Origin of the sequence: Nocardia sp. GCM10030253 (genome assembly GCF_042675075.1) — a bacterium.
Classification (GTDB): domain Bacteria; phylum Actinomycetota; class Actinomycetes; order Mycobacteriales; family Mycobacteriaceae; genus Nocardia.
In genome coordinates this window covers 284,939-311,533 of the sequence record NZ_JBHTDL010000012.1, presented here as the reverse complement: position 1 = coordinate 311,533, position 26,595 = coordinate 284,939, and the positions used below count along the sequence as shown (strand labels likewise).

Here is a 26,595-nt window from a genome sequence, read left to right as displayed (position 1 = left end):
CTCAGATCGCCATCGCCGAGCGGACCGCGGTCTCCGCACTCGCACCGCCCGCGCCATCGGAGGTCACGCGTCCGGATTGCAGGACGTAATAGTGCTGCGCAGCCTGCAGCGCGAAGCCGATGTGCTGTTCGACAAGCAGCACGCTCAAGCCACCACGCTGGGTGAGATCGATGATGGTGCGCTCGATTTCGGCGACAACCGAGGGCTGGATGCCCTCGGTGGGCTCGTCGAGGATGAGCAGCTTCGGCTCGGTGATCAGTGCCCGCGCGATCGCCAGTTGCTGGCGCTGGCCACCGGAAAGCAGCCCCGCCTTGCGGGTCAGCAACTCGCGCAGCGCCGGAAACAGGTCGAGCGACTCATCGATCAGCGCCTTGCCGCGCTTGCGGCCGTCGGCGACAACCTGGAGGTTCTCCGCGGTGGTCAACTGCGGGAAACTCTGTTGTCCCTGCGGCACATACGCGATGCCGCGCTTCACCCGCCGCGACGGCGACATCTTGGTGATCGCCTCGCCGTCGAACTTGATCTGACCCGACTTGGTACCGATCAAACCGACAGCGGTGCGCAACAGAGTGGTCTTGCCCGCGCCGTTGTGTCCCATGATCGCGACGACGCTGTCGTCCGGAACGGCCACCGAGACTCCGTGGATCACCTCGGTCCGGCCGTAACCGGAGTGGATATCGACGAGTTCAAGCATCGGCGGACTCCTTGTTCGCTTCGGTGGAGCTCTCTTCGATGGCTTCGTCCATGCCGATGGCCGCCGCCGTTCCGAGGTAGACCTCCTGCACCTTCGGATCGGCCTGAACCTGCTCGACCGTGCCTTCGCTGAGCACCTTGCCCGCGGCAAGCACCGTTACCGAGGTGGCAAACGCGCGCATGAAATCCATGTCGTGCTCGACCACGATGACGATGCGTTCGCCACCGATGCGGCGCAACAGGTTTCCGGTCTCCGCACGCTCCTCGGCACTCATACCCGCGACCGGCTCGTCGAGCAGCAGCACCGACGCGTTCTGCACCAGCAGCATGCCGATCTCCAGCCACTGCTTCTGCCCGTGCGCGAGCACGCCCGCCGGTTTGTCGCGCAGCTCGCCGAGGCCGGTGATCTCCAGCGCCTCTTCGATACTCGGCAGCACCGACTTGCGCCGCCGCAGCATGGTCAGCGCCGAGCGGCCTGCGCCCGCGGCGATATCGAGGTTCTGCAGCACGCTGAGCTGTTCGAAAACGCTTGCCGTCTGGAAGGTTCGGCCGATGCCGAGCCGCGCGATCTGGTGCACTTTCTTGCCGAGCAGTTCGACGCCGGACTTCTGCGCCGATCCGGTGGCGGGCACCAGCCCGGTGATCGCATCGATGAGCGTGGTCTTCCCCGCGCCGTTCGGACCGATGAGAAAGCGCAGATCACCTTGCAGCACAGTGAGATCCACGTCCGTCACGGCCTTGAAGCCGTCGAAGGCGACCGAGAGGCCGCGGATTTCGAGGTACTCGCTCGACATTCCGGCATTGCCGCCGAGCTTCGGTTCGTGTGTTGTCTCGGTCATCAGGACTTCACCTTCTCCTCGACCAGTGCCGCGTCGACGTCGGGCAGCGCGGTACTCGCCGTCACCGGAACCGGTTCGGCGGGCGCCTTCGGCGTGGTTCGGCGGAATCTGCCGTCCAGCGCGCCCTTCACCATCGGCCACACACCGGCAAGACCGGCCGGGATGAAACCGACCACCACGATGAACAGCACGCCCTGCAGGTAGGTCCAGCTGGACGGGAACTCCTCCGAAAGCGCGGTCTGCGCCCACGCGACGCCGATCGCACCGAGCACCGGGCCGAGCAGGGTGGTGCGGCCGCCGATCGCGACGCCGATGATGAACGCGATGGACGGCACGACACCGATGTCGGCGGGGGAGATGATGCCGACGATGGGGGTGAACAGCGCGCCGGCGATACCGGCGAAGAAGGCCGCGACGACATAGGCGACGATCTTGACGTTGGCCGGGTCGTAGCCGAGGAAGCGCACGCGCTCCTCCTGATCACGCACGGCCACAAGCAATTCGCCGTAGCGGCTGCGCATCAGCTGGCGAACCAGCGCGACAACCACGAGCAGCGTGCCCGCCGCGATGAAGAACAGCATCTGCCGGTTGGCCGGATCGGAGAGCTTGAACCCGAAGAAGGCGCGGAAGTCCGAGAGGCCGGTGAAGCCGCCGATCTTCTGCTGGCCGGTGAGCAGGATCGCCAGCGCGGCGGCGAGCGCCTGGCTCAGGATGGCGAAGTAGGTGCCCTTGACCCGGCGCTTGAATACGCCGTACCCGAGCGCGGCCGCGACCAGCGCGGGCAGCACCAGGATGCCGATCAGCGCGACCGGGCCGGAGGCGAAAGGCTTCCAGAACGAGGGCAATTCGCGAATGCCCGCGATCTCCATGAACTCCGGCACGTCATTGTGCAGCCTGGCCGCGTCGGCCATCTGCAGGTGCATCGCCATGATGTAGGCGCCGATGCCGAAGAACACGCCCTGACCCAGGGTGAGCATTCCGCCACGGCCCCACGCCAATCCGATCCCCGCCGCGACGATGGCGAAGCACAGGAACTTGGCGAGCAGGTTCAGCCGGAAGTCGCTGAGCATGGCGGGTGCGACCGCGAACAGCAGGATCGCGGCGACGGCGAAGCCGCCGAGCGCGGTCAGCGAGGAGTGTGCGCGCCACCGTTGTGCGAGTGTGGTCATGCCAGACTCCTTGTCCGGACGGTGAACAGGCCCTGCGGCCGGACCTGCAGGAAGATCACGATGATGACGAAGACGATCACCTTGGCGATGGACGCGGTGGTCGAGTATTCGATGTAGGAATTGAGCAGACCGAGCGCGAACGCCGCGATGACGGTGCCCTTGATCTGGCCGAGACCGCCGATCACCACCACGAGGAAGGCGTCGATCAGATAGCTCTGTCCGATGGTGGGGCTGGTCGAGCCGATCAAGGTGAGCGCGACGCCCGCGACACCGGCCAGACCGGAGCCGATGAAGAACGTGCTGATATCGGTCACGCGGCTGGAAACGCCACTGGTCTCGGCCAATCCGCGGTTCTGCACGACCGCGCGGACGCGGCGGCCGAGCGGGGTCGTCTTGAGTACCGTGGCCAGCGTGGTCACCGCGACTATCGCGAGGACGAGGATGAAGATGCGGGTCTTCGGTACCACCGCGCCCATGATGGTGATGCCGCCGCCGAGCCATTCGGGGACGAGCACGTTCTTGGCCGGTGCGCCGAAGATATCGCGGGCCAGCTGTTGCAGCACCAAGCCGACACCGAAGGTGACGAGCAGGGTGTCCAGCGGCCGGTCGTACATCCAGCGGATCAGGCCCATCTCGAGCGCGGCGCCGAGCAGGCCGCCGACGAGGAAGCCGATCAGCAGCGACACGACGAGCGATACGCCTGCCGACGAGAACACCTTCTGCACAACATAAGTCGTGTAGCAGCCGGCCATGATGAACTCGCCGTGCGCCATGTTGATCACGCCCATCTGACCGAAGGTCAGCGAAAGGCCGAGCGCGGCGAGCAACAGAATTGATCCCAGACTCAGCCCGGTGAAGAGCTGGCCGATCAGCACGTCCATAGAGGTTCCTAACGGTGTCTGCCGGTGCGGGTCGCGTCCCCTCGACGAAACCCGCACCGGCGCTGACCATTTCGAGCGACCTGCAAGCAATCGCTACGGACTCGACTACTTCAGGCCCTTGGCCCAGTCGTAGGACTTCAGGTAGGGGTCCGGGGTGACGGCCTTGCCCGAGTCCCACACCGTGTAGATGAGTCCGTCCGGCCGGATTTCACCGATGCGGGCGGTCTTGGTGATGTGATGGTTGGAGCCGTCGAGGGTGACAAGACCCTCGGGGGCCTCGAAGCTCACACCGTCGGCCGCGGCCTGAATATCGGCCACCCCGAACGACTTCGCCTTCTCGACGGTGTTCTTCCAGAGGTAGACCGAGGCGTAGGCGGCCTCCATCGGGTCCGAGGTCGGCTTGTCGGCGCCGAACGCGGCCTTGTAGTCCGCGACGAACTTCTTGTTCACCGGAGTGTCGACGGTCTGGTAGTAGTTCCACGCCGTCAGCTGGCCCGCGATGTTCTGCGCGCCGATGCCCGCGACCTCTTCTTCGGCGATGGACACCGAAACAACCGGCATCTCGGCGGCTTTCAGGCCGGCGTTGGTGTACTCGCGGAAGAACGCGACGTTGGAGTCACCGTTGAGGGTGTTGAACACCGCGCCTGCCTTGGCGGTGCGCACCTTGTTCACGATGGTGGAGAAGTCGGTCGAGCCGAGCGGGGTGTAGTCCTCGCCCTTGATCTCGATGCCGTTGGCCTTCGCGTATTCCTTGATCTCGCGGTTGGCGGTCTGCGGGAAGACGTAGTCGCTACCGACCAGGTAGAGGGACGTGATGCCCTTCTGCTTCAGGTAGTCCAGTGCGGGGATGATTTGCTGGTTGGTGGTCGCACCGGTGTAGAAGATGTTCTTACTGTCTTCCAGGCCCTCGTATTGGACGGGGTAATAGAGCAGCGAGTTCAGGCTCTCGAACTTCGGCTTCATGGCCTTGCGGCTCGACGAGGTCCAGCCGCCGAACACCGCCGCGACGCAGTCGGAGCTGATCAGCTTTTCGGCTTTCTCGGCGAAGGTCTTCGGGTCGGAGGCGCCGTCCTCGAGCACCAGTTCGATCTTCTTGCCCATGACGCCGCCCGCAGCGTTGATCTGGTCGACCGCCAGCTTGGTGGAATTGGCAACGGTGACCTCGGAAATGGCCATCGTGCCCGACAGCGAGTGCAGTGAACCGACCTTGATCGAATCCTTCGACGTGTCGACGCAGGACGCGGCGTTGGAGCCGCTGGTCGAGTCGTCGTCCTTGGCGCCACAGGCGGTCAGCAACAGACCGGCGAGTACGACGGCCGTCGGAGCGACCAGCGCTTTTGCCGCGCGACGCGAGCGCGGCCGATGGATGTCACGGGAATCTGGCATGGGGCGCGACCCTTCTCACTTCATCAGGTGTTCGGCGGCGCTGCGTGCGCCGCGGGCGAATACGCCCGCCTTTGCACCGGTCAACGCCGTAGCGACTGCTTGCAGGTCGCTCGAAACGGTCAGTAGCGACTGCTTGTAGGTCTGTCGACCGGGATGTATACAGCGGCTGTATTCGTGGTGCGAACACTAGACAGAAGTTGTTGCGCCGGAATGACTCCCGGTGACGAGTCCGTTGCCTGTGTTTCCGCCGTGTGAACCTTTGTGGTAAACGTCCAGTGAACGACTGTGAGGCTTCCCAGTGGCTACGGTTGCGTAGCGTCGCTGCGGTACGGCAGGCTTCGTTTGTACATCGTCAGAAAGCCGATCCCGTGGCGCGCCTGGCCGCGGAGTTGTCAGTCGAGGAGGACCACGGTGGGTCACTACAAGGCGAACGTCCGCGATATCGAATTCAATCTGTTCGAGGTACTGGAGCTGGACAAGCTGCTGGATACGGGTGCCTACGGTGATCTCGACTCCGACACCGTGCGTGAGATCCTGGCCGAGGTGAAGCGCCTTGCCGAGGGGCCGGTGGCGGAATCGTTCGCCGCGGCGGATCGCGATCCAGTGGTGTACGACCCGACCACCTTCTCCATCTCCGTGCCGGAGCCGCTGCGCAAGACCATCACGGCCGTGCGCGAGGCGGACTGGAGCAGGCTCGGCATGCCGGAGGGCATGGGCGGCACGCCCGCGCCCGCGGCCGTGGTCTGGGCGGTCAACGAGATGATCACCTGCGCCAACCCGTCGGCGAGCTTCTTCAATATGGGCCCGGTGATGGCCTCGGTGCTTTACAACGTCGGCACCGATGAGCAGAAGGAATGGGCCACCAAGGGTTACGACCGCGGCTGGCAGGGCACCATGGTGCTGACCGAGCCGGACGCGGGCTCCGATGTCGGCGCGGGTCGCACCAAGGCGATAAAGCAGGAAGACGGTACCTGGCACATCGAGGGCGTCAAGCGCTTCATTTCCGGCGGCGATGTCGGTGATACCGCCGAGAACGTCTTCCATCTGGTGCTGGCTCGCCCTGAGGGCGCCGGTCCCGGCACCAAGGGCCTTTCGCTGTTCTATGTGCCCAAGTTCCTTTTCGATCACCAGACGCTCGAGCTGGGTGATCGCAATGGTGTGTACGTGACCGGTGTCGAGCACAAGATGGGCCTGAAGTCCTCGCCCACCTGCGAGGTGACCTTCGGCGGCGGGGACGTTCCCGCCAAGGGCTGGCTGGTCGGTGAGGTGCACAACGGCATCGCACAGATGTTCCAGGTGATCGAGAACGCGCGCATGGTGGTCGGCATCAAGTCCACCGGCACGCTGTCCACCGGGTACCTGAACGCGCTCGACTATGCCAAGCAGCGGGTGCAGGGCGCTGACCTGACTCAGATGTCGGACAAGGCCGCACCGCGCGTCACCATCACCCAGCACCCGGATGTGCGGCGCAGCCTTGCCATGCAGAAGGCGTATGCCGAAGGTCTGCGTGCGGTGTATCTGTACACTGCGGCGCATCAGAATCCTGATGTGGCGCAGCTGGTTTCGGGTGCGGATGCCGATTTGGCGCACCGGGTGGACGATTTGCTGTTGCCGATCGTCAAGGGTGTCGGTTCCGAGCGCGCCTACCAGTACCTCACCGAATCGCTGCAGACGCTGGGTGGTTCGGGATACCTGCAGGACTACCCGATCGAGCAGTACATTCGCGACGCGAAGATCGACTCGCTGTACGAGGGCACTACGGCCATCCAGGCGCAGGACTTTTTCTTCCGCAAGATCATTCGCGACAAGGGCGTTGCCATCGGGCACGTCACCGGCCAGATCTCCGCGTTCCTCGACGTGAAGACCGGTCGCTTCGAGACCGAAAGGGCGCTGCTCGCCACGGCGCTGGCCGACGTGCAGGCGATGGCGGCGACGCTGACCGGATACCTGATGGCGGCGCAGCAGGATCAGGCCGAGTTGTACAAGGTCGGTCTCGGCTCGGTGCGTTTCCTGTTCGCCGTCGGTGACCTGCTGATCGCCTGGCGGCTGCTGGTGCAGGCCGAGATCGCCGCTGCCGCACTTGCTTCCGAGACGTCGGAGAAGGACCGGCCGTTCTATGCCGGAAAGGTCGCTGTCGCAAGCTTCTTCGCGAAGTACGCACTACCGGAGTTGACCGCGGTCAAGAGTATTATCGCCGCGATCGACAACGACATCATGGAGATGGACGAGGCCGCGTTCTAGCCGGATCGCCGGCGTCCTCGCGCAGTTCGACCGGGCCGCAATCGTTGGATTCGTGCTGCTGCCGCGGGATCGAGAAGACGTGGGCTACTTGAGGACGTACGGGGATACCGAGCTGCGATGCTCGCTGATATCCAGCACTTTGCCGAGTGGCGGAAACGCGCGCTGCGGGCAATTGGCCCGCTCGCAGACGCGACAGCCCGCGCCGATGGGGGTGGCTTTGGCTTCGTCGAGATCTATGCCGTCGGCGTAGACGACGCGGCCCGCGTGCCGCAATTCGCAACCGAGGCCGATGGCGAAGGTCTTGCTCGGCTGGCCGTATCGGGTGGCGCGGCGCTCCACGGTGCGGGCGACCCACAGGTATTTGCGGCCGTCGGGCATCTGGGCGATCTGGGTCATGATCTTGCCGGGGTAGGCGAAGGTCTCGTAGACGTTCCAGAGCGGGCAGGTGCCGCCGCTGGCGGAGAAGTGGAAACCGGTGGCGGACTGGCGTTTCGACATATTGCCCGCCCGGTCGACCCGGACGAACGAGAACGGCACACCGCGCAACTTGGGGCGTTGCAGCGTCGAAAGCCGGTGGCAGACCGTTTCGTAGCTCTGGGTGAAGAAGGCCGACAGACGCTCGATGTCGTAGCGGAAGTCCTCGGCGACCTCTAGGAAATGGGTGTAGGGCAGCACGGTTGCCGCGGCGAAGTAATTCGCCAGGCCGAGCATGGCCAGCTTGCGGGTGTCTTCTGAGGCGAAATTGCCCTCCTCGACCAGCTTTTCGAGCAGCTCGCCGCATTCGAAATAGGCCAATTCAGCGGCGAGTTTGAAGGTGCGCTGTCCGCCGGACAGGTGCGGCGCTATCTCGAGTCGCTGGGTGTCCGGGTCGTACCGGTGCAGCACCCCTTCGCCGAGGTCGATGCGTTCGACGATCCGCACGTCTTGCGCCCGCAGTCGGCGCGCGATCTCGTTGTTTATGTCACCGCCGTGGAAGCGGATGCGTGCGGTGAGTTCTTCTGCGGCGGTATCCAATTCGTGGATGTAGTTCTGCCGCTGATAGAAGAAGTCGCGCACCTCCTCGTGCGGCTTGCTGATCGTGGCGCTGCCGGAACCGTCGGCGAATCGGTCCTCGGTGGCGGCGGCGAGCTGCGCGGAGGTATTGCGGTAGCGGTTGTGCATATTCACCAGTGCGCGCGCCATGCTCGGGTGCGCGGAGACCATGTCGGCGATCTCCTGGGTGTCGGCCTCGATACCGAGCTCCTGGTCCATCACGACCTCTTGGAGTTCGGCGATGAGCCTGGTGTCGTCCTGGGAGGAGAAGAAGGTGGCGTCGACGCCGAATACTTCGCTGATCCGCAGCAGCACCGGCACGGTGAGCGGGCGCACATCGTGTTCGATCTGATTGAGGTAACTCGCCGAGATCTCCAGCTTCTGGGCGAGTGAGACCTGGCTCAGCCCTCGTTCGGTCCGCAGCTGACGAAGCCGCGCCCCGACGTAAGTCTTGGCCATGCGTCCAGTTTATTGGCGCTTTCACAGCCCTGCCAATGGTGAATTAGCAGCAGAGCTGAGCGATATGTCACACCCTGGGGTTACCGTCAGGTGATGCTGATCTCGGATGTCGTACTGGCCTCGGAGACCGTCCGCGCGACGCGGTCCCGGAAGACGAAGATCGCCGCGTTGGCCGGACTGCTGTCCGAGGCCGCGCCCGACGAGCTCGTCCCGGTGGTCGCCTGGGTCTCCGGTGAGCTGCGGCAGGGGCGCATCGGTACCGGCTGGCGCACGCTCACCGCGATGGATGGTGCGCCGAGCGATGTTGCCACACTGACGGTTTCGGGTGTCGACGGTGCACTGAGCGAGTTGGCGACGATCTCGGGCGCCGGCTCGGCGAACCGGCGTAAGGAGCTGCTGACGGCGCTGTGGACCGCGGCGACCGCGGACGAGCAGGTTTTCCTACTCCGCCTGCTGACCGGTGAGCTGCGCCAAGGCGCGCTGACCGCGATCGTCAGCGAGGCGGTCGCCGCGGCGGCGGCGGTGCCGGTGGATTTGGTTCGCCGGGCCTACATGCTGTCCGGGCAGCTGCATGTCACCGCTGTTGCCGCGATGACCGGCGGGGTGGACGCGCTGACCGAGTTCCGGCTTGAGCTCGGTCGCCCCATCCAGCCGATGCTCGCCTCGCCGGGCGCCTCGCTGGAGGAGGCGATGGCCGAGTTCGGCGGCGAGGTGACCGTCGAGCACAAAATGGACGGCGCCCGGATTCAAGTACATCGCGACGGGTCACGAGTGTGGGTGTTCACCAGGACGCTGCGCGATATCACCGCGAGCGTGCCCGAGCTGGTCGAGCTGGTTTCCGGGCTGCATTGCACCAGCGTGGTGCTGGACGGGGAAACGCTCGCGCTGACCGATTCGGGGCGGCCGCGCCCGTTCCAGGAGACGATGAGCCGCTTCGCCGAGGTGAGCTCGACCAGGGAACTGCTGCTGCACCCGTACTTCTTCGACTGCCTGCACCTGGACGGCCAGGACCTGCTGGACTCCCCGCTGCACGAACGTCGCACGGCACTGACGAAAGTCGCTGTCGAACACAGTATTCCGGCGCTGCTGCGGCCCGATCCGGAGGCGGCCGCCGAGTACTTCGACGGTGCGCTTGCCTGCGGGCACGAGGGCGTGATGATCAAATCGTTGAACGCACCGTACGCGGCCGGCCGCCGCGGGCGGGCCTGGCAGAAGATCAAGCCGACTCACACCCTCGACCTGCTGGTGCTTGGCGCCGAATGGGGATACGGCCGCCGTACCGGCTACCTGTCGAACCTGCATCTCGGCGCCCGCGATCCGGAAACCGGCGACCCGGTGATGGTCGGCAAGACCTTCAAGGGCCTCACCGACGCGTTGCTGCAATGGCAGACCGCCGAATTTCCGCGCCACCAGCGGGCCCGCGACGATCAGACTGTGTACCTCTGGCCGGCACTCGTCGTCGAGATCGCCCTCGACGGTGTCCAGGTGAGTTCCCGGTATCCGGGCGGCGTGGCCCTGCGCTTCGCACGTGTCGTTCGCTATCGCCCGGACAAGGAGCCCTCGGACGCCGACACCATCGACACAGTCCGCGCTCTCTTGCCCTGAGTGAGCTCGGACAACCGGGCTGTCCGCGCCCGCGCCCGATCTCCGTTACCTGGGTACGGCCATGCTCGGCACGACCGCCGCTGTCGACATGCTCGGTGCCGTGCCCAACCCGGTCCAGAGAGCCGATTCCTGGACCGATGATCGCTTCGCGAGACGCCCGCCCCGAGGGTTGCACGAGCGTCGGCGGGTAGAGGCCAGGGCTACCGTAGCCGATCAGTATGGAGTCCCGGCAGACGGCAACCGCATCGCAATCGAGATGGCCGGTACTTCACACTGGAGGGGTGACCGTCGAATTATTGGTTCTGCTGATCGTCATCGTCACGGCACTCGCATTCGATTTCACCAATGGCTTTCACGACACCGCGAACGCGATGGCGACCTCGATCGCCACCGGCGCGTTGCGGCCGCGGGTCGCGGTCGCACTGTCTGCGGTGCTCAACCTCATCGGTGCGTTCCTGTCGGTGGCTGTCGCCGCGACGGTGGCCAAGGGCATCGTCCGGCTCGATGGCGTCGACGGCCAAGACCTGTTGATCATCGTGTTCGCCGGTCTGGTCGGCGGCATTCTGTGGAACTTGCTGACCTGGCTGTTCGGCCTGCCGTCGAGTTCCTCACACGCACTGTTCGGCGGCCTGATCGGGGCGACTATCGCCGCGCTCGGCTGGAGCGGCGTGATCTGGGCATCGGGCTCGGACGGTGTGCTCACCAAGATCGTGCTGCCCGCCGTGCTCGCCCCGATCGTGGCGGCGCTGGTTTCGGCCATCGGCACCTGGGGCGTTTACCGGATCACCAGGAACTCGGATCCGAATAAGGTCGACGAAGGATTTCGCTGGGGCCAGATCGGTTCGGCCTCGCTGGTTTCGTTAGCACACGGCACCAATGACGCGCAGAAGACGATGGGCGTCATCTTCCTGGCACTCGTCGCGCACGGCACGCTCACCAAGAACGACGAGATGCCGTTGTGGGTGATGGCGGCCTGTGCCGTCGCTATCGCGGCGGGCACGTATCTGGGTGGTTGGCGCATCATCCGCACCCTCGGCAAGGGCCTCGTCGAGATCGACTCCCCGCAGGGGCTTGCCGCCGAATCCTCGTCGGCCGCGATCATTCTCACCTCGGCCCACTTCGGTCTGCCGCTCTCGACCACGCAGACCGCGACCGGCTCGATCCTCGGCACCGGGTTGGGTAAGGGCGCGGAGGTGCGCTGGAGTGTGATGGGCCGGATGACCGTGGCGTGGTTGCTGACGCTGCCGCTCGCCGGCGTGGCAGGTGCCGTCTGCTGGGCCATCGCGCACATCATCGGCGGGCTCGCCGGGGTGCTCGTGGTCTTCGCGATCCTGATCGCGCTGTCGGCGGTCATGTACCTGCGCTCCCGGCGTGACCCGGTCGACACCAGCAACGTCAACGAATGGCCAGGCGAGACATCGGACGTGCCCGACACTCCGGACACCGTCGCCAACGGAGTCGGCGGCGAGACATCGGACGCGGCCGACACGCCGGAGGCCGTTTCCGATATTGCGAAGGAGGCTTCGACGACGGCTGAGAAGCTGCCGGGAGGTGTGGCCGCCGACGGGTTGTCGCCACCCGCCGACGCGTCGTCGCCGCAGGGACCCGGTACCAAATCCACCCGTTCCGCCCAGGTTTGAAGCGTGTCGAACAACCTGCTCGATCCCACCCCTCACGGGCGCTCCCGAGAGCCGGTGGATCGTTCCCGACCCGTGGCTCACAGTAGGCATTAGGAGGCGCACCGTGCACACGCTCATCACGAATTTGAACTCGCTGTGGAAGGTGACCGCGGCAGGCCTGGTGCTCGGCGCGGGGTTGCCGATCATCTTCGCGGTCGGGGTGCGGTTCTGGTCGGCGGCCGATTCGGTCACCGCGGATGGCCGTGCCGCCCAACGCAATTACCCGGCGCTGGCCGGTGCGCTGGTGTGCTTCGGGCTGATCATCGCCGCGATCATCACCGGGATCCTGTACACCGCCAAGGCATTCCTCGCCGCCCAATTCGGCATTCACCTGTTCGGACAGTCCTGAAGGGCATACCGTGACCGATCAACCGAAAACGCCGCACGCGCGACCGAATGTGCTCAGCCGGGTCATCGGCTGGCTGCGCGCCGGATATCCGCAAGGGATCCCCAGCTCCGACTATGTCGCCCTGTTCGCGGTGCTGCACCGGCATCTGACCGATTTCGAGGTCGTCGAGGTCGCCGAGGAATTGGTGAGATCGAATCCTGACACCGAAATCAGTCAGTCCGATATCGAGTCGGCGATCGCCCGTATTGCGATGGAGCACCCGGACGCGCACGATATCGCCAGAGTGACCTCACACCTCGCGGCAGGCGGCTGGCCACTCGCCACCCCCTTGTCCGACGCCGACTGAAACCTCCCGATGCCACCGTTCCTGAACGCGATCATCGACTGGCTGCGAGCCGGATATCCGGACGGTGTCCCGGAATCCGACTACATCCCGCTGCTCGCCCTACTGCGCCGCCGCCTGTCCGACGACGACGTCCGCCAACTGGCCGCCGAACTGACGGCCACCGGCGACCTCCCCGCCGACAAGACCGACATCCAGGTCATGATCACCAAGACCACCAATGAAATGCCCTCGGAAACAGACGTCGCCCGAGTCCGATCCCGCCTCGAGGCCCACGCCTGGCCAGACCCCGACCCCCCGGCACCCGCCGCCGACGAATAACCAAGGCCACGCCGAACATCCCGGCACGCTGTCGAGTCTTGCTCGGATAGGGGGTTTAGGTATTGCCAGGATGGGGAACTGGTTAGGGTCGGCGGGGTGATGGATGCGGCGTTGCGGGTGGAGACGGCGAGCGGGCAGGCTCGGGAGAACCCTTCCGCGGACTTGTTGTTCGATCTGCTGAGTGAGATGAATCTGCGGCACAGGTTCGTGGTCGTGGATCGGTTGGATGTCGAGCCCGTCGGGCAGCACTACATGCAGGTCTATCTCAACGACAATATGAGTTGTCAGATCGAGTTCCGCGAGGGTGGCTCCGACCGACATTTCGCGGCGCGAGTGGCCGGGCCGTTCGAGATGTCCGGGCACGAGACCGTGGCAAAGGTGTTGCAGGGCTGGGCTTTCGGAGACCCGGGATGGCGGGAAGCGCTACCGTGGTCTCGGGTGGAGATTCAGAGCCAGCCCTGATCGGAATCGTAGGGTCGGTTGCCGCCGAGGTCGGGGATGCGGCGGATGCCCGCGGAGACTTCGAAGGCGAGGTCTTGGTAGCCGAGGGCCAGTTCGGCCAAGCGCTGCCAAGCGTCGTGGACGATCCAGTCCGGTGCGGTGCGCAGGGCCGCATGCGCGCAGGTGGAGAATTGGGCCATTCTGTCGACTACGGTGCCGACCGTTTCCGTGTGCATGTGGGCGCCACCGTGTGGGAGCGGGACTTCTGAGGCGATCCAACGGTCGATCGCGAGCACGAGATGTGCTCGGCGCTGGTCGATTTCGGTCGTCGAACCCGGCGCGCAGTGCGTGCGCCGCTGATGCAATCCCGCCAGTCGGTGCGCGGATTCCAAGATCGGGTGATCGCCGCGCGGCAACACGCGGCAGGCTTCCAAGATCAGTTCCTTCGGTGGCAGCGGTTCCATCCCGGTTCCCCCTCATTCGAATGATGTTGCTGGACAACGACCTATCTGCACAGCTGACCGACAATGCTCAACGCCGGTGCCGTCCACCGATCTTGGAAATCCGGTGCCGATGCCTGGACGGCGGTGTATCCCAAGGGGTTTCGTTGACGGCAAGCCCCAGTGCCTCCAGCGCGGTAAGCCCCATCCGCGCCGCGAGCTCATCCATCACCGCAACAAACTCCGCCGCCTGTATGGCGGCCACCGCCTGCTCGGTAGTAAGCATCCGCCCCCGCAAATACGAAACCACCCACGCGCCATCACTGACCCGCCGCGCCTGATGCGCAGTCCGATCCCCAATCATCCACACCCGATCGACAACATGCACAGCCATGCGCCCCCCTCGATCCCGCGCCGTGCGGGCCCGGCTGGAACGCTCCCGCCTGTGATGTGTAGCACACGGAGCGTAGAGTTTTGTCTATCGATAAGTCAAGTGGACCTGTCGACAACGCCGAGATCGGTTGGGCCTGCTGGGGAGTACGGTCATCTCCACGCATCGCTGAGCTGGAAGGACACCATCCGTCGATGGCACCACTCTCGCCAACAGTCGCCCGCTGGGAGCTCATGCTCCGAATCAAGCGCAGGCGCAGCGAATTCGACGTCAGCGCATCGGTCATCGCCAAGGAACTCGGCTTCACGCTGTCGTACTGGTCGAAGGTCGAGAAGGAACGCGTCCTGGCCGAGGACAAGCTGAAGAAGCTGATGTCGCTGCTCGAGTTCGACGCGGCCGAACGCGACGAGATGCTGCGGTTGCGGGAGATCGCGAAGCAGCGTGGCTGGTGGTCGAGCTATGCGGGATTGTTGGCGGGCGATGTGGCAAGGCTGTTCGGACTCGAGTTCGGGGCGCGGCGCATCGAGACCTATGAAAGTGTGCTTGTCCCTGGGCTTTTGCAGACCGCAGACTACGCGCGGGCATTGTTCACCAACGACCTCGCGCGGGTCCGGCGGGTCGAAATCGACCGTTGGGTGGAAGTGCGCATGCGCAGGCAAGAACGGTTGACCGAGGAAGATCCCTTGGAGTTGACGGCGATTATCGGCGAAGCGGCCCTCGCTCACCGGACTGGCGGATCTGATGTGTTGAAAGGCCAGCTTCGGCACCTGATTTCGATGAGCGAAGATCACCCGGAGACTGTGGACATTCGAGTCATTCCGTTCGGAGCTCCGGGAGGTGTCCTGCTCGGCGGTGCGACGTTTCATCTGATCAGCTTCGACAGTCCGCTGCTGCCTGATGTGGCATGGAGTGAGACCCTGGTTCACTACGGGCTGATCGAAGACATGGAGCCGGTCCGCCATCTCAGCGCGATGTTCGACAGCGCAATTGATGATCATGCGCTGCCACGTGCGGAATCGCTCGCGTTGATCGAACGCAGAATCGACGCTTTGTAGACTGACGATGTGGATAGCCGAATGTCCTCTTCGGGAGGTTGGTTCAAGTCGTCCTACTCGAGCGACAGCCAGGCATGTGTCGAGGTTCGATTCGAAGGCGAACGGACTCTCGTCCGTGACAGCAAGTATCAAGGTCTGCCTGACGCCCAACCAATCCTCGAGTTCAGCCGAGCGGAGTGGTCTGCCTTCACAGCAACCATCCGAGCTGTCCATCATGGGGGTGGTTGGTGAGTGGCACATGGTTGTGGGGAAGTGTGAGACGTGGTCTCCGTGGTGTGCCACTCGTCAGAGGTTTGCGCCGTGGGCTCGGAGGGCGCGGTGGGTTCGGTCGATGATTGTGTGGGGGCGGGTGGTCAGGAGGGTGGCGCTTACTCGGATCAGGGTCCAGCCTTGGGATTCCAGGAGTGCGGTGCGGTCGATGTCCCAAGCTCGCTGTGAGCCGGTGGTCCAGTGATGTGCGCCGTCGTATTCGACGGCGACTTTCCAACGGCGCCAACCCATGTCGAGGCGGGCAATGGTCATGCCGTCGGGACCGTGCACTCTTATCTGGGTTTCCGGTGTCGGTAGTCCGGCCTGTCGGAGTAGTAGGCGGGTGCGGGTCTCTTGGAGGGATTCGGCGCCACCGTCGACGTAGGGCAGAAGGTGGCGCAACCTAGCGCAGCCGCGCATGCCGGGATAGCGTCCGGCGAGGTGCTCGACTTCTTCCGCTTCGAGCTTCGTGGCGTGGCAGAGGGCATCGAGCACTTCGACGGCATCGTCGAACGGGAGGCGTCGTCCGAGGTCGAACGCGGTGCGGGCGGGTGTGGTGCAGCGGAAACCGGCCAGCGTACACACCTGGTCGTCGGGTATTACGTCGCGGTACACCAGGACTTTTCGTGGCGGCCGGGCGCGACGGGGTAACGCGATCTCAGCAGGCTTGTCGTCCAGCCAGCTGGTGCCGTGCATGACAGCAGCCGAATACCCGACCAGAACGCCGTCGCCCTTTGCCCAGTGGCCGACCGCTTGCGCCCGCACCCGCGCATCCAACTCGACGCCCTTGCGGATGTATACGTCCGGATGGATCCGGTCGAAGTATTTGCGCAACTCCCACGCGCTCAGCTGTCTGCCATGGACGGCCCAGCTCCCCGGAAACGGCTCATCGATTCCCCCCATCCCACGATCCTGCCCGCCTTCTACCGGCGAAAACCGTCTGTCCCCAGAAAATGTCGCCATTCACAATTGCTCGAATTGGTGAGTGGCACATGACTGCGGCGAAGCGCGAGTGCGCCTCTCCATGGTGTGCCACTCACCATTCGATCGCCTCGCAGTTCCCGGCCGGCGGCGCCGGACCCTCGCCCGCGCCGCCGGTCAGCATCGGAGGTTACGTCGGACGATCCGTGTATTGGGCGAAAACTGTTCTGGCCCTGATGGTTCAGATTGTCACAACGCTACGAGATCGGAACCGGCCCGAATCTCACTCCTTGCTGTCGTCCGACTTTTCCTCGTCGTACGGCTGGTTCATGGTGTTCTGGAACTTGATCGCAGCGGCAATGCCCACCGGGACACCGAGCACTCCGGCGCCGACGATGGCGCCCAATCCGCCGAGCACGCCGGCACCGGCAAGGCAGCCTGCGATAATGGTGAGGCCTCCGGCATCGAGGATGGGCGCGCCGAAGACCGCGCCGGCCACGGCACCGACACCGCAGCCGATGGCCGCACCGATCAGGCCACCAGCCAGGGTTCCCATTCCGACAGCCAAATCGAACTCGTTGATAGCAGCCTGAATTGCCGTGTCGAACCGCTCGGTCCGCGGATCACCGCTGATCTCGTCGAGGTGCATGTCCGGCGTCGCCGCTTGCACGGCCGCCTTCACTTCCGCCGGAGCCTCGACGGCCTCGAGGGCTTTCGGCTTGACCGCGAAAGACGCAACGCCGGCCACCGTGTTGCCGGTCGCGTCCTTCACCTGAAACTGCCCGCCCTGGGTGATGAGGGTGGACATCCCGGTCTCGATGACCACGGACTGGTCCAGAGAGTTACTGGTGTACTGCACCCCTGGCACGATCTCGGTACTCAGTGTGCGCCGGTCCGGCATCACGGGCGCGGCGGTCGCCGTAGCGGACCCAATTCCTACGGCACTCGCAACCGTCACAGCAAGGACGGTCGCGCGGGTGATCTTGTTCATGTAGCCCTTATCTCTGATATCCACTGACTGAGCTCTCGACTCCGGAGGGCTAACTTAACGGAAACGATTTTCGTTGTCCATCGGCGCATCATTTGTGAGCGCTGGTGTGGACGACTGCCGCGCAGGTGTTATTCCAGTGGGGCTCAAGGGAATTGAAGCTGTGCACCCATCTCTGAACTGACTCTTCTTCAGAGTTCCGCGACTTCCCATCAGTGAAAACGACAGGCGCCACATCGCCACCGGCTCGATCGGACTGCTGCCGACCGTCGGGGCGGGCGCGGCGTCGATCCCGGACCGTGGCGCCGCGCACCGACCGCTGCCTGCGCCCCGCATCCCCCCGGGATATAGCGGGCATGGGCGGACGGCGGCTACGGCCTCACTCGCGCCCGACCGGCACATCCGTTGCGGGGCGGGCGATGTCAGGGTGGTGTCTATCGAGACGTTCTTGGGCTTCGGGGGAGCAGGTAGACGATTGCCGCTAGCAGGGCGGCGGTGGCCAGGAGGGTGTAGGAGTTGCCGAGGAGGAATTGGGGGAGGGTCCAGTGGAATTCGCGGCCGGTGGTTTGGGGGACCATCCAGATCAGGCCCTGGGGGAGGAGGGGGAGGTCTGGGTCCCAGGATCCGATTCGATCTATCTGTAGCGGCCACGCGAAGGTGAACAGGTAGATGGTTGTGGGGATGGCGATTCGGATGGTGCGTGAGTGGTGGCGCAGCGCGTGGAACAGCCACATCAGGGCAGGGGCGATCCAAACCCAGTAGTGGGTCCAGGATATCGGTGAGGCGAGCAGCATTACGGTGGCTGCGAGGAGGGCGCCGAGTAGTTCGTCGCCGCGCAGGTATGCGATGCGGGCCGCTGCTATTCCGGCGATCGCGAGGAGTCCGGCGCCGACGAGCCAGGCCCCGCTGTTGCCCCAAGTCGTCCATTGCAGGCGACCGAACAGGCCATTGATCGACTGATTCTGTACGTAGGCGAAGCCGATTCGGTTCTGCGACGACATGGTGGTGGTCCAGAACTCGAGCGCCTGGGTCGGGCGATACCAGAAGCCGATCGCGACGGTAGTGGCGAAAGTTCCGCTGGCCACGGCGGCGGCTCTGAACTGGCGCGTAATGAGCAGATAGACAATGAAAACCGCGGGGGTCAGCTTGAGTCCGGTGGCGATGCCGATGAGGATGCCTCGATACCGGCGGTCCTTGGGGATGGCCAGGTCCGCGAGTACCAACGCCATGAGAATTACGCTGAGTTGCCCGAACTGAAACGCCTGCTGAACCGGCTCCAGCCAGATCGCGGCGGCGCTGACGGCGATAGTCATCGCGATCATGCCGATTCCGCGCCGGTGCCGTTGCAGCACACCGGCACTCCACACGCTCACATACAGCGACGCCATGGTGAGGACCACGATGCCGGTCCCGATGTAGTTGATCGGGAATCGGGCCAATTCGGCGCAGATCCACGCGGCGAAGACGGGATAGAGGAACGGGAGGTTCATGGGTCCGCGGCCGTCGTACAGCAGCTCCGGGTGCATTGCCGCGGTCGAACCGCCCCACATATAAACCTGTAGGTCGATCTGGTGCCAGTACATCTCCCAGTTCGGCCGCAGGAACTCGAGCCAGATGCCGACGGAGAGACTGGCGAATGCGATGGCGGCTACGAGTGCCGTCAACTTCTGCGGGGCCCGGGGCTGTTCGACAGTACCGGCGACGCGCTGTTCTCCCATTTGCAGGATGGCAGCCATGTAGTTGTTTTTCCTTCATCAGGTGAGACAGCACAGGCGAGCGAGCAAATACTTAGCTAAACTAAGGGCTATTTACCCTATCATTCACTCTCGCGTATGCGGTGCCCATGCTTTCCCTGGCATGGGGACGCTTTCAGCGCCGATGTCTCGAGTGGACATGCCATCTGACCTGGGGCGACGCGTCGCCCCAACGGTATTGGTCTGCGGAGGCGGTCGCCGATACTCCTTGTTGCGGCCCCGATGGCGAACGCGGTTCCGGTTGCTTGATGCTTGCCGTATGACGGCTTCCGGCTAGGTGGCGAGCAGGCAACGAAGGTGTTCGACCCCTGGTCGCTCGACGGCCAGGGCGAGTGCCGGTATCTACGCGGACGGGCGAGCGGGTGCGGACTGCGCGTCGAGTAGCCGCAAGAGGTATTCGACCTCTGACTGGACGGCGGCGCGCGCGGGCGTCAGGTACTTGCGGGGATCGGAAATATCGGGACTGCCTGCGAGAGTGGTCCGGATCGCCTCGGTGGCAAGGACATTCAGCCGGGTGGCGATGTTGATCTTTGTCATGCCGTGTTCGACGGCAGCGCGTAGGCCTTCGTCGGGCACGCCGGAGGAGCCGTGCAGGACAAGGGGGACAGGCACTTTCGCGGCCAGGCCAGCGATGAGGTCGTTGTCGAGTTCGGCGGTGCGGGTGTGCATGGCGTGGGAGGAGCCGACTGCTACGGCCAATGCGTCCACGCCCGTTGTCGCGACGAACTCGACTGCTGCATCGGGGTCGGTGCGGACGCCAGGGGTGTGGGCGCCGTCTTTGCCGCCGACTTCGCCCAGTTCGGCCTCGACGAAGACATCGTGATCATGGCACCAGCGGGTGATCTCGGCGGTGGCGGCGACGTTGGCGGTGTAGTCGAGGGTGGAGCCGTCGTACATGATCGAGCGGATGCCGAGATCGACGGCGGCTCGGATGAGGTCGAACGAGGTCGCGTGGTCGAGATGGACGGCGATGTCGGCGGTGCTGTCCGCAGCAATGCGCAGGCACGCAAGCGCGATCGGGGCTATGCTGCCGTGATAGGCGACGGTGTTCTCCGAAAGTTGCAACACCACAGGACGTTTCGTCGATTCGGCTGCTGCCGCAATGGCCTCGGCGTGTTCCAGGGTTATCACATTGAACGCACCGAGACCGCCCGGGCGAGCGGTGGTGATCAGTTCGGAGACGGGCGTCAAGGGCATTGTCGGGTCTCCTGGAGCTCGGTGCGGTCGGCCGTCGGGCGAGGATCAACAATCGGGTTGTCCCGGCGCCGCGGGTGACCGGCTCTTCGTTGAGCACAGTCGGGGCGATGAGTAGGTCGGTGGTTGACGTGGTTCGGGCTCACGGTGAGCCCGAGGGGCTCGGTTCGGCCAATTTCTCGATGCGGACGGCGGGGGCGATTCGGGTGCGGGCGCAGCGGTCGATTTCGCCTGCTACCGGGATCAGTACGGCGGCGGCGGCGGTGGCCACCGCGTCGACGAGGATGGCGGGCCAATCCGGGCCGGTGCCTTCCGAGAGGGCCGAGATGACGGCGGCGGCCGCGGAATCGCCTGCGCCGGTGGGGTTTCCGGACATCGGTTCGGGCAGGGTCGCGTACCAGGCTCCGGTCGCGGTGATCGCAACCATACCGTCGGCGCCACGGGTGGCGATGATGGCGCCCACTCCTCGATCGATGAGTGGGCGCGCGGCGATGGCGACCTCGTCGGGGGTGAGCGGGACTCGGCCGGTTAGTCGTTCGAGCTCTTCGGTGTTCGGCATGAGGATCACGCCGGGGACCTGGGCGGCCAGACGTAGCGACTCGCCGTCGACATCGCAGATGGTCGGCACGTTGGCCGCGATGGCGGTGCGGGCGAGTTCGGCGGGGAGGCTGGGGGAGACGCCGCCTGGCAGTGAGCCGGAGATCACGAGGCCGTTGATGTCGGGGAGCAGGCCGGCCACCCGCACGGCGAGCTGTTCGACGGCATGTGGATTCGATATGCGCGCACCGGGTTCCCACAATGCGGTGGCGGTGCCGTCCTCGGACTCACTGATCACAACGGTGCGCCGGACCCAGGGCAGCGCGTGCACGAAATCGACCGGCATCTCCAGTTCGGCGGCGGCGGCGAACGCATGGTCGGAGAAACCCGTTGCCCGGGCGTACTTTCCGAGCTGGTTCAGCACCCGCGTCACATTGATGCCCTTGCCGCCGATGCGCTGCTCGACCGACCGGACCCGATGCGCCTGGCCGCGCTCGAATCGCTCGACGCGATAGGTCATGTCATAAGCGGGATTCATTGTCACGGTGAGGATCACGTCAACCACTGTCCATGTCTGAGCACCCGGCGCAACTGTAGATTGTCATCGACTATCAACAGGTCGGCGAACTGGTCGGTCGAGATATCGCCCACATCGGCCAATCCGGCTGCCAGGGCCGGAATGGAAGTGGCGGCAATCACAGCGTCGCGAAGCGGCACTCCGCAATCGCGCACGGCCCAGGCCAGGCACCGTAGAAGGTGGGCGGTACCCCCTGCGATGGATCCGCTTGCCACTCTTGCCACGCCATCGGTGACCCGGACCGCCTGTGGACCGAGCTGGTAGTCGCCGTCCGGCATGCCCGCCGCCTGCATGGCATCGGTGATCAGCGCGACCCGCCCCGGCGCGGTCGCGAAAGCCAGGGCGGCGAAGCCGGAGTCGACATGTACCCCATCGCCGATCAGTTCGACGACCACATCCCCGTTGGCCGCGGCGACCAATGCGGCGGCGACCGGTCCTGGCTCGCGATGGTGCAGCGGGGGCATACCATTCGCCAAATGAGTGACCAGGCTTCCGAACCCATTGGGTCGCAATGCCTCCCGGAATTCGGCGAAGGCAGAGTCGCTGTGCCCCAAGGACACCACCACATCGCTGTCGGAAAGCCGTTCGGCGACTGACTCATACCCGGGAAGTTCCGGCGCGATCGTCATCACGCGCAGGTGCCCGCCCGCGGCGGCCAGCAGCTGATCGGTCAGCTCGAGGTCGGGATCACGCAGGTAGCGCGGATCCTGGGCGCCGCAGCGTGCCGACGACAAGAACGGCCCCTCAGCATGTATTCCGCCGATCACCCCGGCCTCGGCCAGCTCCCGCAGCATCGCTGTCTGCGCCACCATATCCGCCGCGGCTCCGGTGACAATGCTCGCCAACACGGTGGTCGACCCGCGCGAATGATGAAACTCCGCCGCCGCCCGCGCCTCGGCGGCATCGACCGTATCGAACCGATGCCCGAACCCACCGTGATTATGGATATCCACCAGCCCGGGCAACACCGTGCCGCTGAATGCCGGAACCTCCGAATCCGGATGCGCCGCAGCCCACTCCGCCACCGACCGCACCGCCAGGATTCGCTCGCCGCGAATCGAAACCACGCCATCATCGAGCACGCGCGCCGCCGAGACAATCCGTCCGCGAACGTCTCGTTCGGCCGCCCCGGCCTGGCGGGTCATGCGCAGGCTCCGTTCCGGATGGCGGCGCAGCCACCGGATAGCACGTGACGCCTGTGGACTGGTCTCACTCTCGGATGTGGCGACGTGGTACCGGCTAGCTGCTGTCGCACAGCCCGAAGCGTCATCGATGCGTTGGTGTGCTTCATTCCAACGCTCCACGGCGGGCGAAGAGGGCGGCACCCGCCAGGCCTGCTCTGGCGCCGAATTCGCCGAGGACAACCCGGGGAGCGGGGACTAATCGGAGTCGTTCGGCGATGGTGCGGTGCAGGGGTTCGGTCAGGGCGGCGCCTGCTCCGGCTAAGCCGCCGCCGAGGACGATGAGTTGGGGGCAGGCCGCGTGGACGATGCCGAGCAGGCCGTCGGCCAAGGCGCTGATGGCGTCGTCGACTACGGCCTTGGCGTCGGGGTCGGTGTCCAGTAGGGCGAAAACATCTGCCGCACTGTCTATTTCGGTCCCCGTGCGACGAGAGTAGGCGCGGGCGATAGCGGCGCCGGAGGCTACCGTTTCGACACAGCCGATGTTGCCGCACGGGCAGCGCAGTCCATCCGCGTGGCGAACGGGGATGTGACCGTATTCGCCGGTCTGGCCGTATTCGCTGCGGACGAGTCGGCCGCCGACCGACAGGGTTCCGCTGATGCCGGTGCCGAGAATGACCACGCACACGCTGTCGTGGTCGCGCCCGGCTCCGTACCGCCACTCGGCCCAACCGGCCACCGCGACATCGTGTTCGATCAGCACCGGCATGTTCCAGCGCTTGATGAACCGATCGCCGATGTGCACATCCCGCCAGCCGACATTGCTGCTGAACACCGCAATCGAACGGATGTGGTCGACGATCCCCGGCAGCACCACTGCCGCCCGCGCCACCCTGCCGCGCTGTTCATCGGTGAGCTCGGCCAGCAGTCGATCCCCCAATGCGCCCATCGCCTCGAAGGCCGCCTCGCCATGTGGGGTGGCCGTAGCGCCCGAGGCCAGCACTACACCGGCCGCGTCGGTGATCTCACCCTTCATGGTTGTGCCGCCGACATCCATGCCGAGCACCAGGGCATCATCAGGAAGTACGGCATCCAGCATCGTGCCCGCGTGCGGCTGCTCCGCCTCCGCGATGCGCCCGACAGCTTCTGAGCCGGGCCGGGCCTGCTCGGTGTTCGGCCGTGCGGTGCGGTCGTCGGGCCAGGTGGCCGTTGGTTGGGCCGGATCGCCGTCGCGCAGGTTCGGGCTGTTCGAGTGTGCGGCGTCGAGGTGTAACGCAGCGCTCGGCTGTGTCGCCGAATCGAGCTGTCCGGCTCCCGGCGCGTGGCCATCACGCGTGGATGGACTCTTCGACCGCAGCCAGGTAGCAGGGTGAACCGCAGTGTTCCTCGGGCTGGCGGCCGAGCCGGGCGCGACCACGTGCGGGCCGGGCCGGGGTGATCCGGCGTCCGGTCGCGTTGCTCCTGCTGCGGGCTGCGCCGTTCCCATCTCGGTCAGGGTAACCACTTGTGGTGGTGTGAGCAGCGCAGATCCGCGAGACGGTATCGGGGAGTCGGTCATGGTGGTGCCAGGGTCATTGCTCGAGGACCACCGAGCGGTTCAGGTTGCGGGGATGGTCGGGGTCGAGGCCTCGGTCGGCGGAGCGCAGGACGCAGAGTTGGTGGACTCGGACCAGGTCGGCCATCGGGTCGATATCGCGGTGTTCGAAATGGGCGCCGGTGACCGACACATCGGCTTCGAAATTGGCCACCAGTGGGCCTAAGGCCCAGACGGCGCGGCCGGGGGTGGAGATGCTGATGGGGCCGTGGCGATATTCGGTCTGCAGGTAGGCCTCGGTCCAGGACTGGCAGGACTCGCGCAGTTTCAGGCCCGCCTCATCCGCGATGGCGGCGGCGAAGCCCATGCCGACGAAGCTGATCTGTTCGGCGTGGCGGACCTCGGCCAGCGATACCGCGGGATCCTCGGCGAGGATGGCGCGGGCCTGTGCAATCGCGGGGTTCAAGTCTTCGCCGAGATGCCAGCGCAGGATGGCCAGCGTGGTGGTGGCGAAGCGGGTCTGCACCACGGATTGCTCGTCGACCTCGTCGATCAGGATCGGGTCGCCCAGCTCGAGCACAGGGGTGCCCGGGCTGCTGCAGATGACGGTGCGCGGAATGTGTGTTGGGATCTCCCGCATGGCGTTCACCACCTCGGTGGTGGTGCCGGAGCGGCAGATGACGAGGTAGCGGTCGTATTCGCGACCGCCGCGCACCTCGCTGGCCGGCCAGGCGTCGGTGACGCCCTGGCCCGCGCCCTCGCGCAGTGCGGCAATGGCCCGGGACATGAACAGTGAAGTGCCGCAGCCGATGACGGCGACGCGTTCGCCCGGTTGGGGCAATACGGCGCGGTGTTCGGCAGCGATGGTTTCGGCGCGCGCCCAGTCGTCCGGCTGGGTGGCGACCTCGGTGGCCAGATGGGTCACGGGGGTGGGGTGAGCGGAGATCGGCACCACAACAGAATCGACCTGATGATCGTTCATGTCAAATTTACGAGCGAAACAGTCACATATGATCATCCTAGGGTTTAGATTTGTCGCTAGTGACTGCTTGCTGGTCGCTCGAAAGGATCGGCACAGTCGATACGTTCGCTCCAATCATCGGCGGTCCGCTGGCGCCGGGTGTGAAAATTGAAAGGTTCTGCTCGTGAAAAGACCACTCCACGGCGTGCTCGCGGGGATTGCGATGGCCACCGGCCTCGCCCTCGCAGTCTCGTCCTGTGGGTTCGGCTCGAAAGACTCCGCCGACTCCGACTCCACGATCAACTTCCTGGCTCCCGTCTACAGCGACGGCGCTACCGGTACAAAGGCGCTGTGGGACGGCATCATCGCCGACTTCGAGAAGGCCAACCCTGGTCTCGAGGTGAACCTGCAGATGGAGTCGTGGAACTCGATCAACGACGTGGTGCGGACCAAGCTGCAGTCCGAGTCCACCACGCCGGACATCCTCAATATCGACGCCTACGCGAGCTTCGCCGGTGACGGCATGCTCTATGCGGCGTCCGAGGTCGTCTCCCCGAACGTGCTGTCGGACATCCAGCCCGGCTTCGCCGAGAACGCCTCGCTGAACGGTCAGCAGTTCGCGCTGCCGCTGTTCGCCTCGACGCGCACCCTCTTCTATAACACCGACCTGTTCGCCAAGGCGGGCGTCGCGACGCCGCCGAAGACCTGGACCGAACTCACCGACGCGGCCAAGAAGATCCAAGCGCTCGGCGGCGGCGTCTCCGGCTACGGTCTCCCCCTCGGCAGTGAGGAGGCCCAGGGCGAGACCTCCATCTGGACCTTCGGCGCGGGCGGCAACTGGGCCGATGGCGACAAGGTCACCGTGGATACCCCGCAGAACCTCGAGGGTGTCCGGGCGATGCGCGAGCTCATCGATGCCGGTGCGACCCAGCCCAATCCCGGTGCCACCGATCGCAAGGACGTCATCAACGCCTTCATCCAGGGCAAGATCGGCATGATCGAGGGTCTGCCGCCCACCATCGGCCAGATCGCGTCGAAGAATTCGGGCCTGCAGTACGCGACCGCGCCCTCGCCGACCAAGTCCGGTGCTCCGGTCACCCTCGGCGTGGCCGACCATCTGATGGCATTCAAGAAGGACGGCAAGAAGACCGAGTCGATCAAGAAGTTCCTCGACTTCTTCTACGGCGCCGACACCTACTCGAATTTCGTGCAGCACGAGGGCTTCATCCCGATCACCAATAGCGCGGCCGCCAAGCTCGCCGGTGACCCGGTGACGAAGGCGTTCGCCGCGACGCTGCCGGTCGCCAAGTTCTACCCGAGCAACAACCCGAAATGGGCTGCGGCGCAGGGTGCCATCCGTCAGCAGATGGGCACCATCGCGCAGGGCACGGACCCGGCGCAGGTGTTGCAGCGCATTCAAGAAGCCGCGAAATAA

At 65.2% G+C, this 26,595-nt stretch carries 26 protein-coding genes; 10 read left to right on the top strand and 16 right to left on the bottom strand.

What is annotated here, in order from left to right; all coding sequences use genetic code 11:
• Position 1: 1 nt before the first annotated feature.
• From urtE to urtA, 5 genes are all read right to left on the bottom strand, one after another.
• The gene (gene urtE / locus ACFQZZ_RS27745; RefSeq protein ID WP_378686609.1) at positions 2 to 694 is read right to left on the bottom strand and encodes an urea ABC transporter ATP-binding subunit UrtE; all 693 of its coding nucleotides are present in this window, start codon (positions 692 to 694) and stop codon (positions 2 to 4) included.
• Positions 687 to 1,532, bottom strand: coding sequence for an urea ABC transporter ATP-binding protein UrtD (gene urtD, locus ACFQZZ_RS27740; RefSeq protein ID WP_378686607.1), 846 nt, complete (start codon positions 1,530 to 1,532; stop codon positions 687 to 689). Before urtD ends, urtE begins: the two co-directional genes overlap by 8 nt.
• On the bottom strand, positions 1,532 to 2,701 hold the full coding sequence (urtC, locus tag ACFQZZ_RS27735; protein ID WP_378686605.1) for an urea ABC transporter permease subunit UrtC: 1,170 nt from the start codon (positions 2,699 to 2,701) through the stop codon (positions 1,532 to 1,534). Before urtC ends, urtD begins: the two co-directional genes overlap by 1 nt.
• Entirely contained in the window at positions 2,698 to 3,582 is an 885-nt protein-coding gene (gene urtB / locus ACFQZZ_RS27730) for an urea ABC transporter permease subunit UrtB (protein ID WP_378686603.1), read from the bottom strand. The genes urtC and urtB overlap by 4 nt, the downstream gene beginning before the upstream one ends.
• Positions 3,583 to 3,687: 105 nt before the next feature.
• Complete coding sequence (urtA, locus tag ACFQZZ_RS27725) at positions 3,688 to 4,968, bottom strand: urea ABC transporter substrate-binding protein (protein WP_378686601.1); 1,281 nt, start codon at positions 4,966 to 4,968, stop codon at positions 3,688 to 3,690.
• Between the two features lie 411 nt (positions 4,969 to 5,379).
• On the opposite strand from urtA, the gene ACFQZZ_RS27720 reads away from it, so the two are divergent.
• Positions 5,380 to 7,209, top strand: a complete 1,830-nt coding sequence (locus ACFQZZ_RS27720; protein WP_378686599.1) for an acyl-CoA dehydrogenase — start codon at positions 5,380 to 5,382, stop codon at positions 7,207 to 7,209.
• A gap of 84 nt (positions 7,210 to 7,293) precedes the next feature.
• Here ACFQZZ_RS27720 and ramB read toward each other — a convergent pair whose 3' ends face one another.
• On the bottom strand, positions 7,294 to 8,700 hold the full coding sequence (gene ramB, locus ACFQZZ_RS27715) for an acetate metabolism transcriptional regulator RamB (RefSeq protein WP_378686597.1): 1,407 nt from the start codon (positions 8,698 to 8,700) through the stop codon (positions 7,294 to 7,296).
• A 93-nt stretch (positions 8,701 to 8,793) separates the two neighbouring features.
• On the opposite strand from ramB, the gene ACFQZZ_RS27710 reads away from it, so the two are divergent.
• From ACFQZZ_RS27710 to ACFQZZ_RS27685, 6 genes are all read left to right on the top strand, one after another.
• Positions 8,794 to 10,305, top strand: coding sequence for an ATP-dependent DNA ligase (locus tag ACFQZZ_RS27710; protein WP_378686595.1), 1,512 nt, complete (start codon positions 8,794 to 8,796; stop codon positions 10,303 to 10,305).
• A gap of 281 nt (positions 10,306 to 10,586) precedes the next feature.
• A complete protein-coding gene (locus tag ACFQZZ_RS27705) occupies positions 10,587 to 11,945 on the top strand; it encodes an inorganic phosphate transporter (protein ID WP_378686593.1) in 1,359 nt (452 codons plus the stop codon).
• A 103-nt stretch (positions 11,946 to 12,048) separates the two neighbouring features.
• Complete coding sequence (locus ACFQZZ_RS27700) at positions 12,049 to 12,333, top strand: hypothetical protein (protein ID WP_378686591.1); 285 nt, start codon at positions 12,049 to 12,051, stop codon at positions 12,331 to 12,333.
• Between the two features lie 10 nt (positions 12,334 to 12,343).
• On the top strand, positions 12,344 to 12,679 hold the full coding sequence (locus ACFQZZ_RS27695; RefSeq protein WP_378686589.1) for a DUF3349 domain-containing protein: 336 nt from the start codon (positions 12,344 to 12,346) through the stop codon (positions 12,677 to 12,679).
• A gap of 9 nt (positions 12,680 to 12,688) precedes the next feature.
• A complete protein-coding gene (locus ACFQZZ_RS27690; protein WP_378686588.1) occupies positions 12,689 to 12,997 on the top strand; it encodes a DUF3349 domain-containing protein in 309 nt (102 codons plus the stop codon).
• A gap of 96 nt (positions 12,998 to 13,093) precedes the next feature.
• Positions 13,094 to 13,459 (top strand): hypothetical protein, encoded by a 366-nt coding sequence (locus ACFQZZ_RS27685; protein WP_378686586.1) that lies wholly within the window; start codon positions 13,094 to 13,096, stop codon positions 13,457 to 13,459.
• On the opposite strand, the gene ACFQZZ_RS27680 is transcribed toward ACFQZZ_RS27685, so the two are convergent.
• The gene (locus ACFQZZ_RS27680; RefSeq protein WP_378686584.1) at positions 13,444 to 13,902 is read right to left on the bottom strand and encodes a DUF4254 domain-containing protein; all 459 of its coding nucleotides are present in this window, start codon (positions 13,900 to 13,902) and stop codon (positions 13,444 to 13,446) included. The genes ACFQZZ_RS27685 and ACFQZZ_RS27680 overlap by 16 nt on opposite strands.
• A gap of 67 nt (positions 13,903 to 13,969) precedes the next feature.
• Positions 13,970 to 14,272 carry a hypothetical protein gene (locus ACFQZZ_RS27675; RefSeq protein WP_378686583.1) on the bottom strand — a complete coding sequence of 101 codons (303 nt, stop codon included), beginning with the start codon at positions 14,270 to 14,272 and terminating at the stop codon, positions 13,970 to 13,972.
• Between the two features lie 191 nt (positions 14,273 to 14,463).
• Here ACFQZZ_RS27675 and ACFQZZ_RS27670 point away from each other — a divergent pair, with 191 nt between their 5' ends.
• Positions 14,464 to 15,324 carry a DUF5753 domain-containing protein gene (locus tag ACFQZZ_RS27670; protein WP_378686581.1) on the top strand — a complete coding sequence of 287 codons (861 nt, stop codon included), beginning with the start codon at positions 14,464 to 14,466 and terminating at the stop codon, positions 15,322 to 15,324.
• A gap of 21 nt (positions 15,325 to 15,345) precedes the next feature.
• Entirely contained in the window at positions 15,346 to 15,555 is a 210-nt protein-coding gene (locus ACFQZZ_RS27665; RefSeq protein WP_378686580.1) for a DUF397 domain-containing protein, read from the top strand.
• A gap of 54 nt (positions 15,556 to 15,609) precedes the next feature.
• Here the strand turns inward: ACFQZZ_RS27665 and ACFQZZ_RS27660 are convergent, their stop codons facing one another.
• From ACFQZZ_RS27660 to ACFQZZ_RS27625, 8 genes are all read right to left on the bottom strand, one after another.
• Entirely contained in the window at positions 15,610 to 16,476 is an 867-nt protein-coding gene (locus ACFQZZ_RS27660) for a type IV toxin-antitoxin system AbiEi family antitoxin (RefSeq protein ID WP_378686578.1), read from the bottom strand.
• Positions 16,477 to 16,777: 301 nt separating this feature from the next.
• Positions 16,778 to 17,509: a hypothetical protein gene (locus ACFQZZ_RS27655; RefSeq protein WP_378686577.1), complete on the bottom strand. Its 732-nt coding sequence runs from the start codon at positions 17,507 to 17,509 to the stop codon at positions 16,778 to 16,780.
• 407 nt (positions 17,510 to 17,916) lie between these two features.
• Positions 17,917 to 19,218 carry a glycosyltransferase 87 family protein gene (locus ACFQZZ_RS27650; RefSeq protein ID WP_378686575.1) on the bottom strand — a complete coding sequence of 434 codons (1,302 nt, stop codon included), beginning with the start codon at positions 19,216 to 19,218 and terminating at the stop codon, positions 17,917 to 17,919.
• 360 nt (positions 19,219 to 19,578) lie between these two features.
• Positions 19,579 to 20,433: a class II fructose-bisphosphate aldolase gene (locus ACFQZZ_RS27645; protein WP_378686572.1), complete on the bottom strand. Its 855-nt coding sequence runs from the start codon at positions 20,431 to 20,433 to the stop codon at positions 19,579 to 19,581.
• A 139-nt stretch (positions 20,434 to 20,572) separates the two neighbouring features.
• Entirely contained in the window at positions 20,573 to 21,523 is a 951-nt protein-coding gene (locus ACFQZZ_RS27640; RefSeq protein ID WP_378686570.1) for a 1-phosphofructokinase family hexose kinase, read from the bottom strand.
• The gene (locus ACFQZZ_RS27635) at positions 21,520 to 22,689 is read right to left on the bottom strand and encodes an N-acetylglucosamine-6-phosphate deacetylase (protein ID WP_378686568.1); all 1,170 of its coding nucleotides are present in this window, start codon (positions 22,687 to 22,689) and stop codon (positions 21,520 to 21,522) included. The genes ACFQZZ_RS27640 and ACFQZZ_RS27635 overlap by 4 nt, the downstream gene beginning before the upstream one ends.
• Positions 22,690 to 22,831: 142 nt before the next feature.
• Entirely contained in the window at positions 22,832 to 24,151 is a 1,320-nt protein-coding gene (locus ACFQZZ_RS27630; protein WP_378686566.1) for an ROK family protein, read from the bottom strand.
• An 85-nt stretch (positions 24,152 to 24,236) separates the two neighbouring features.
• The gene (locus ACFQZZ_RS27625) at positions 24,237 to 25,181 is read right to left on the bottom strand and encodes an SIS domain-containing protein (protein ID WP_378686565.1); all 945 of its coding nucleotides are present in this window, start codon (positions 25,179 to 25,181) and stop codon (positions 24,237 to 24,239) included.
• Positions 25,182 to 25,344: 163 nt separating this feature from the next.
• On the opposite strand from ACFQZZ_RS27625, the gene ACFQZZ_RS27620 reads away from it, so the two are divergent.
• Positions 25,345 to 26,595, top strand: coding sequence for an extracellular solute-binding protein (locus ACFQZZ_RS27620; protein WP_378686563.1), 1,251 nt, complete (start codon positions 25,345 to 25,347; stop codon positions 26,593 to 26,595).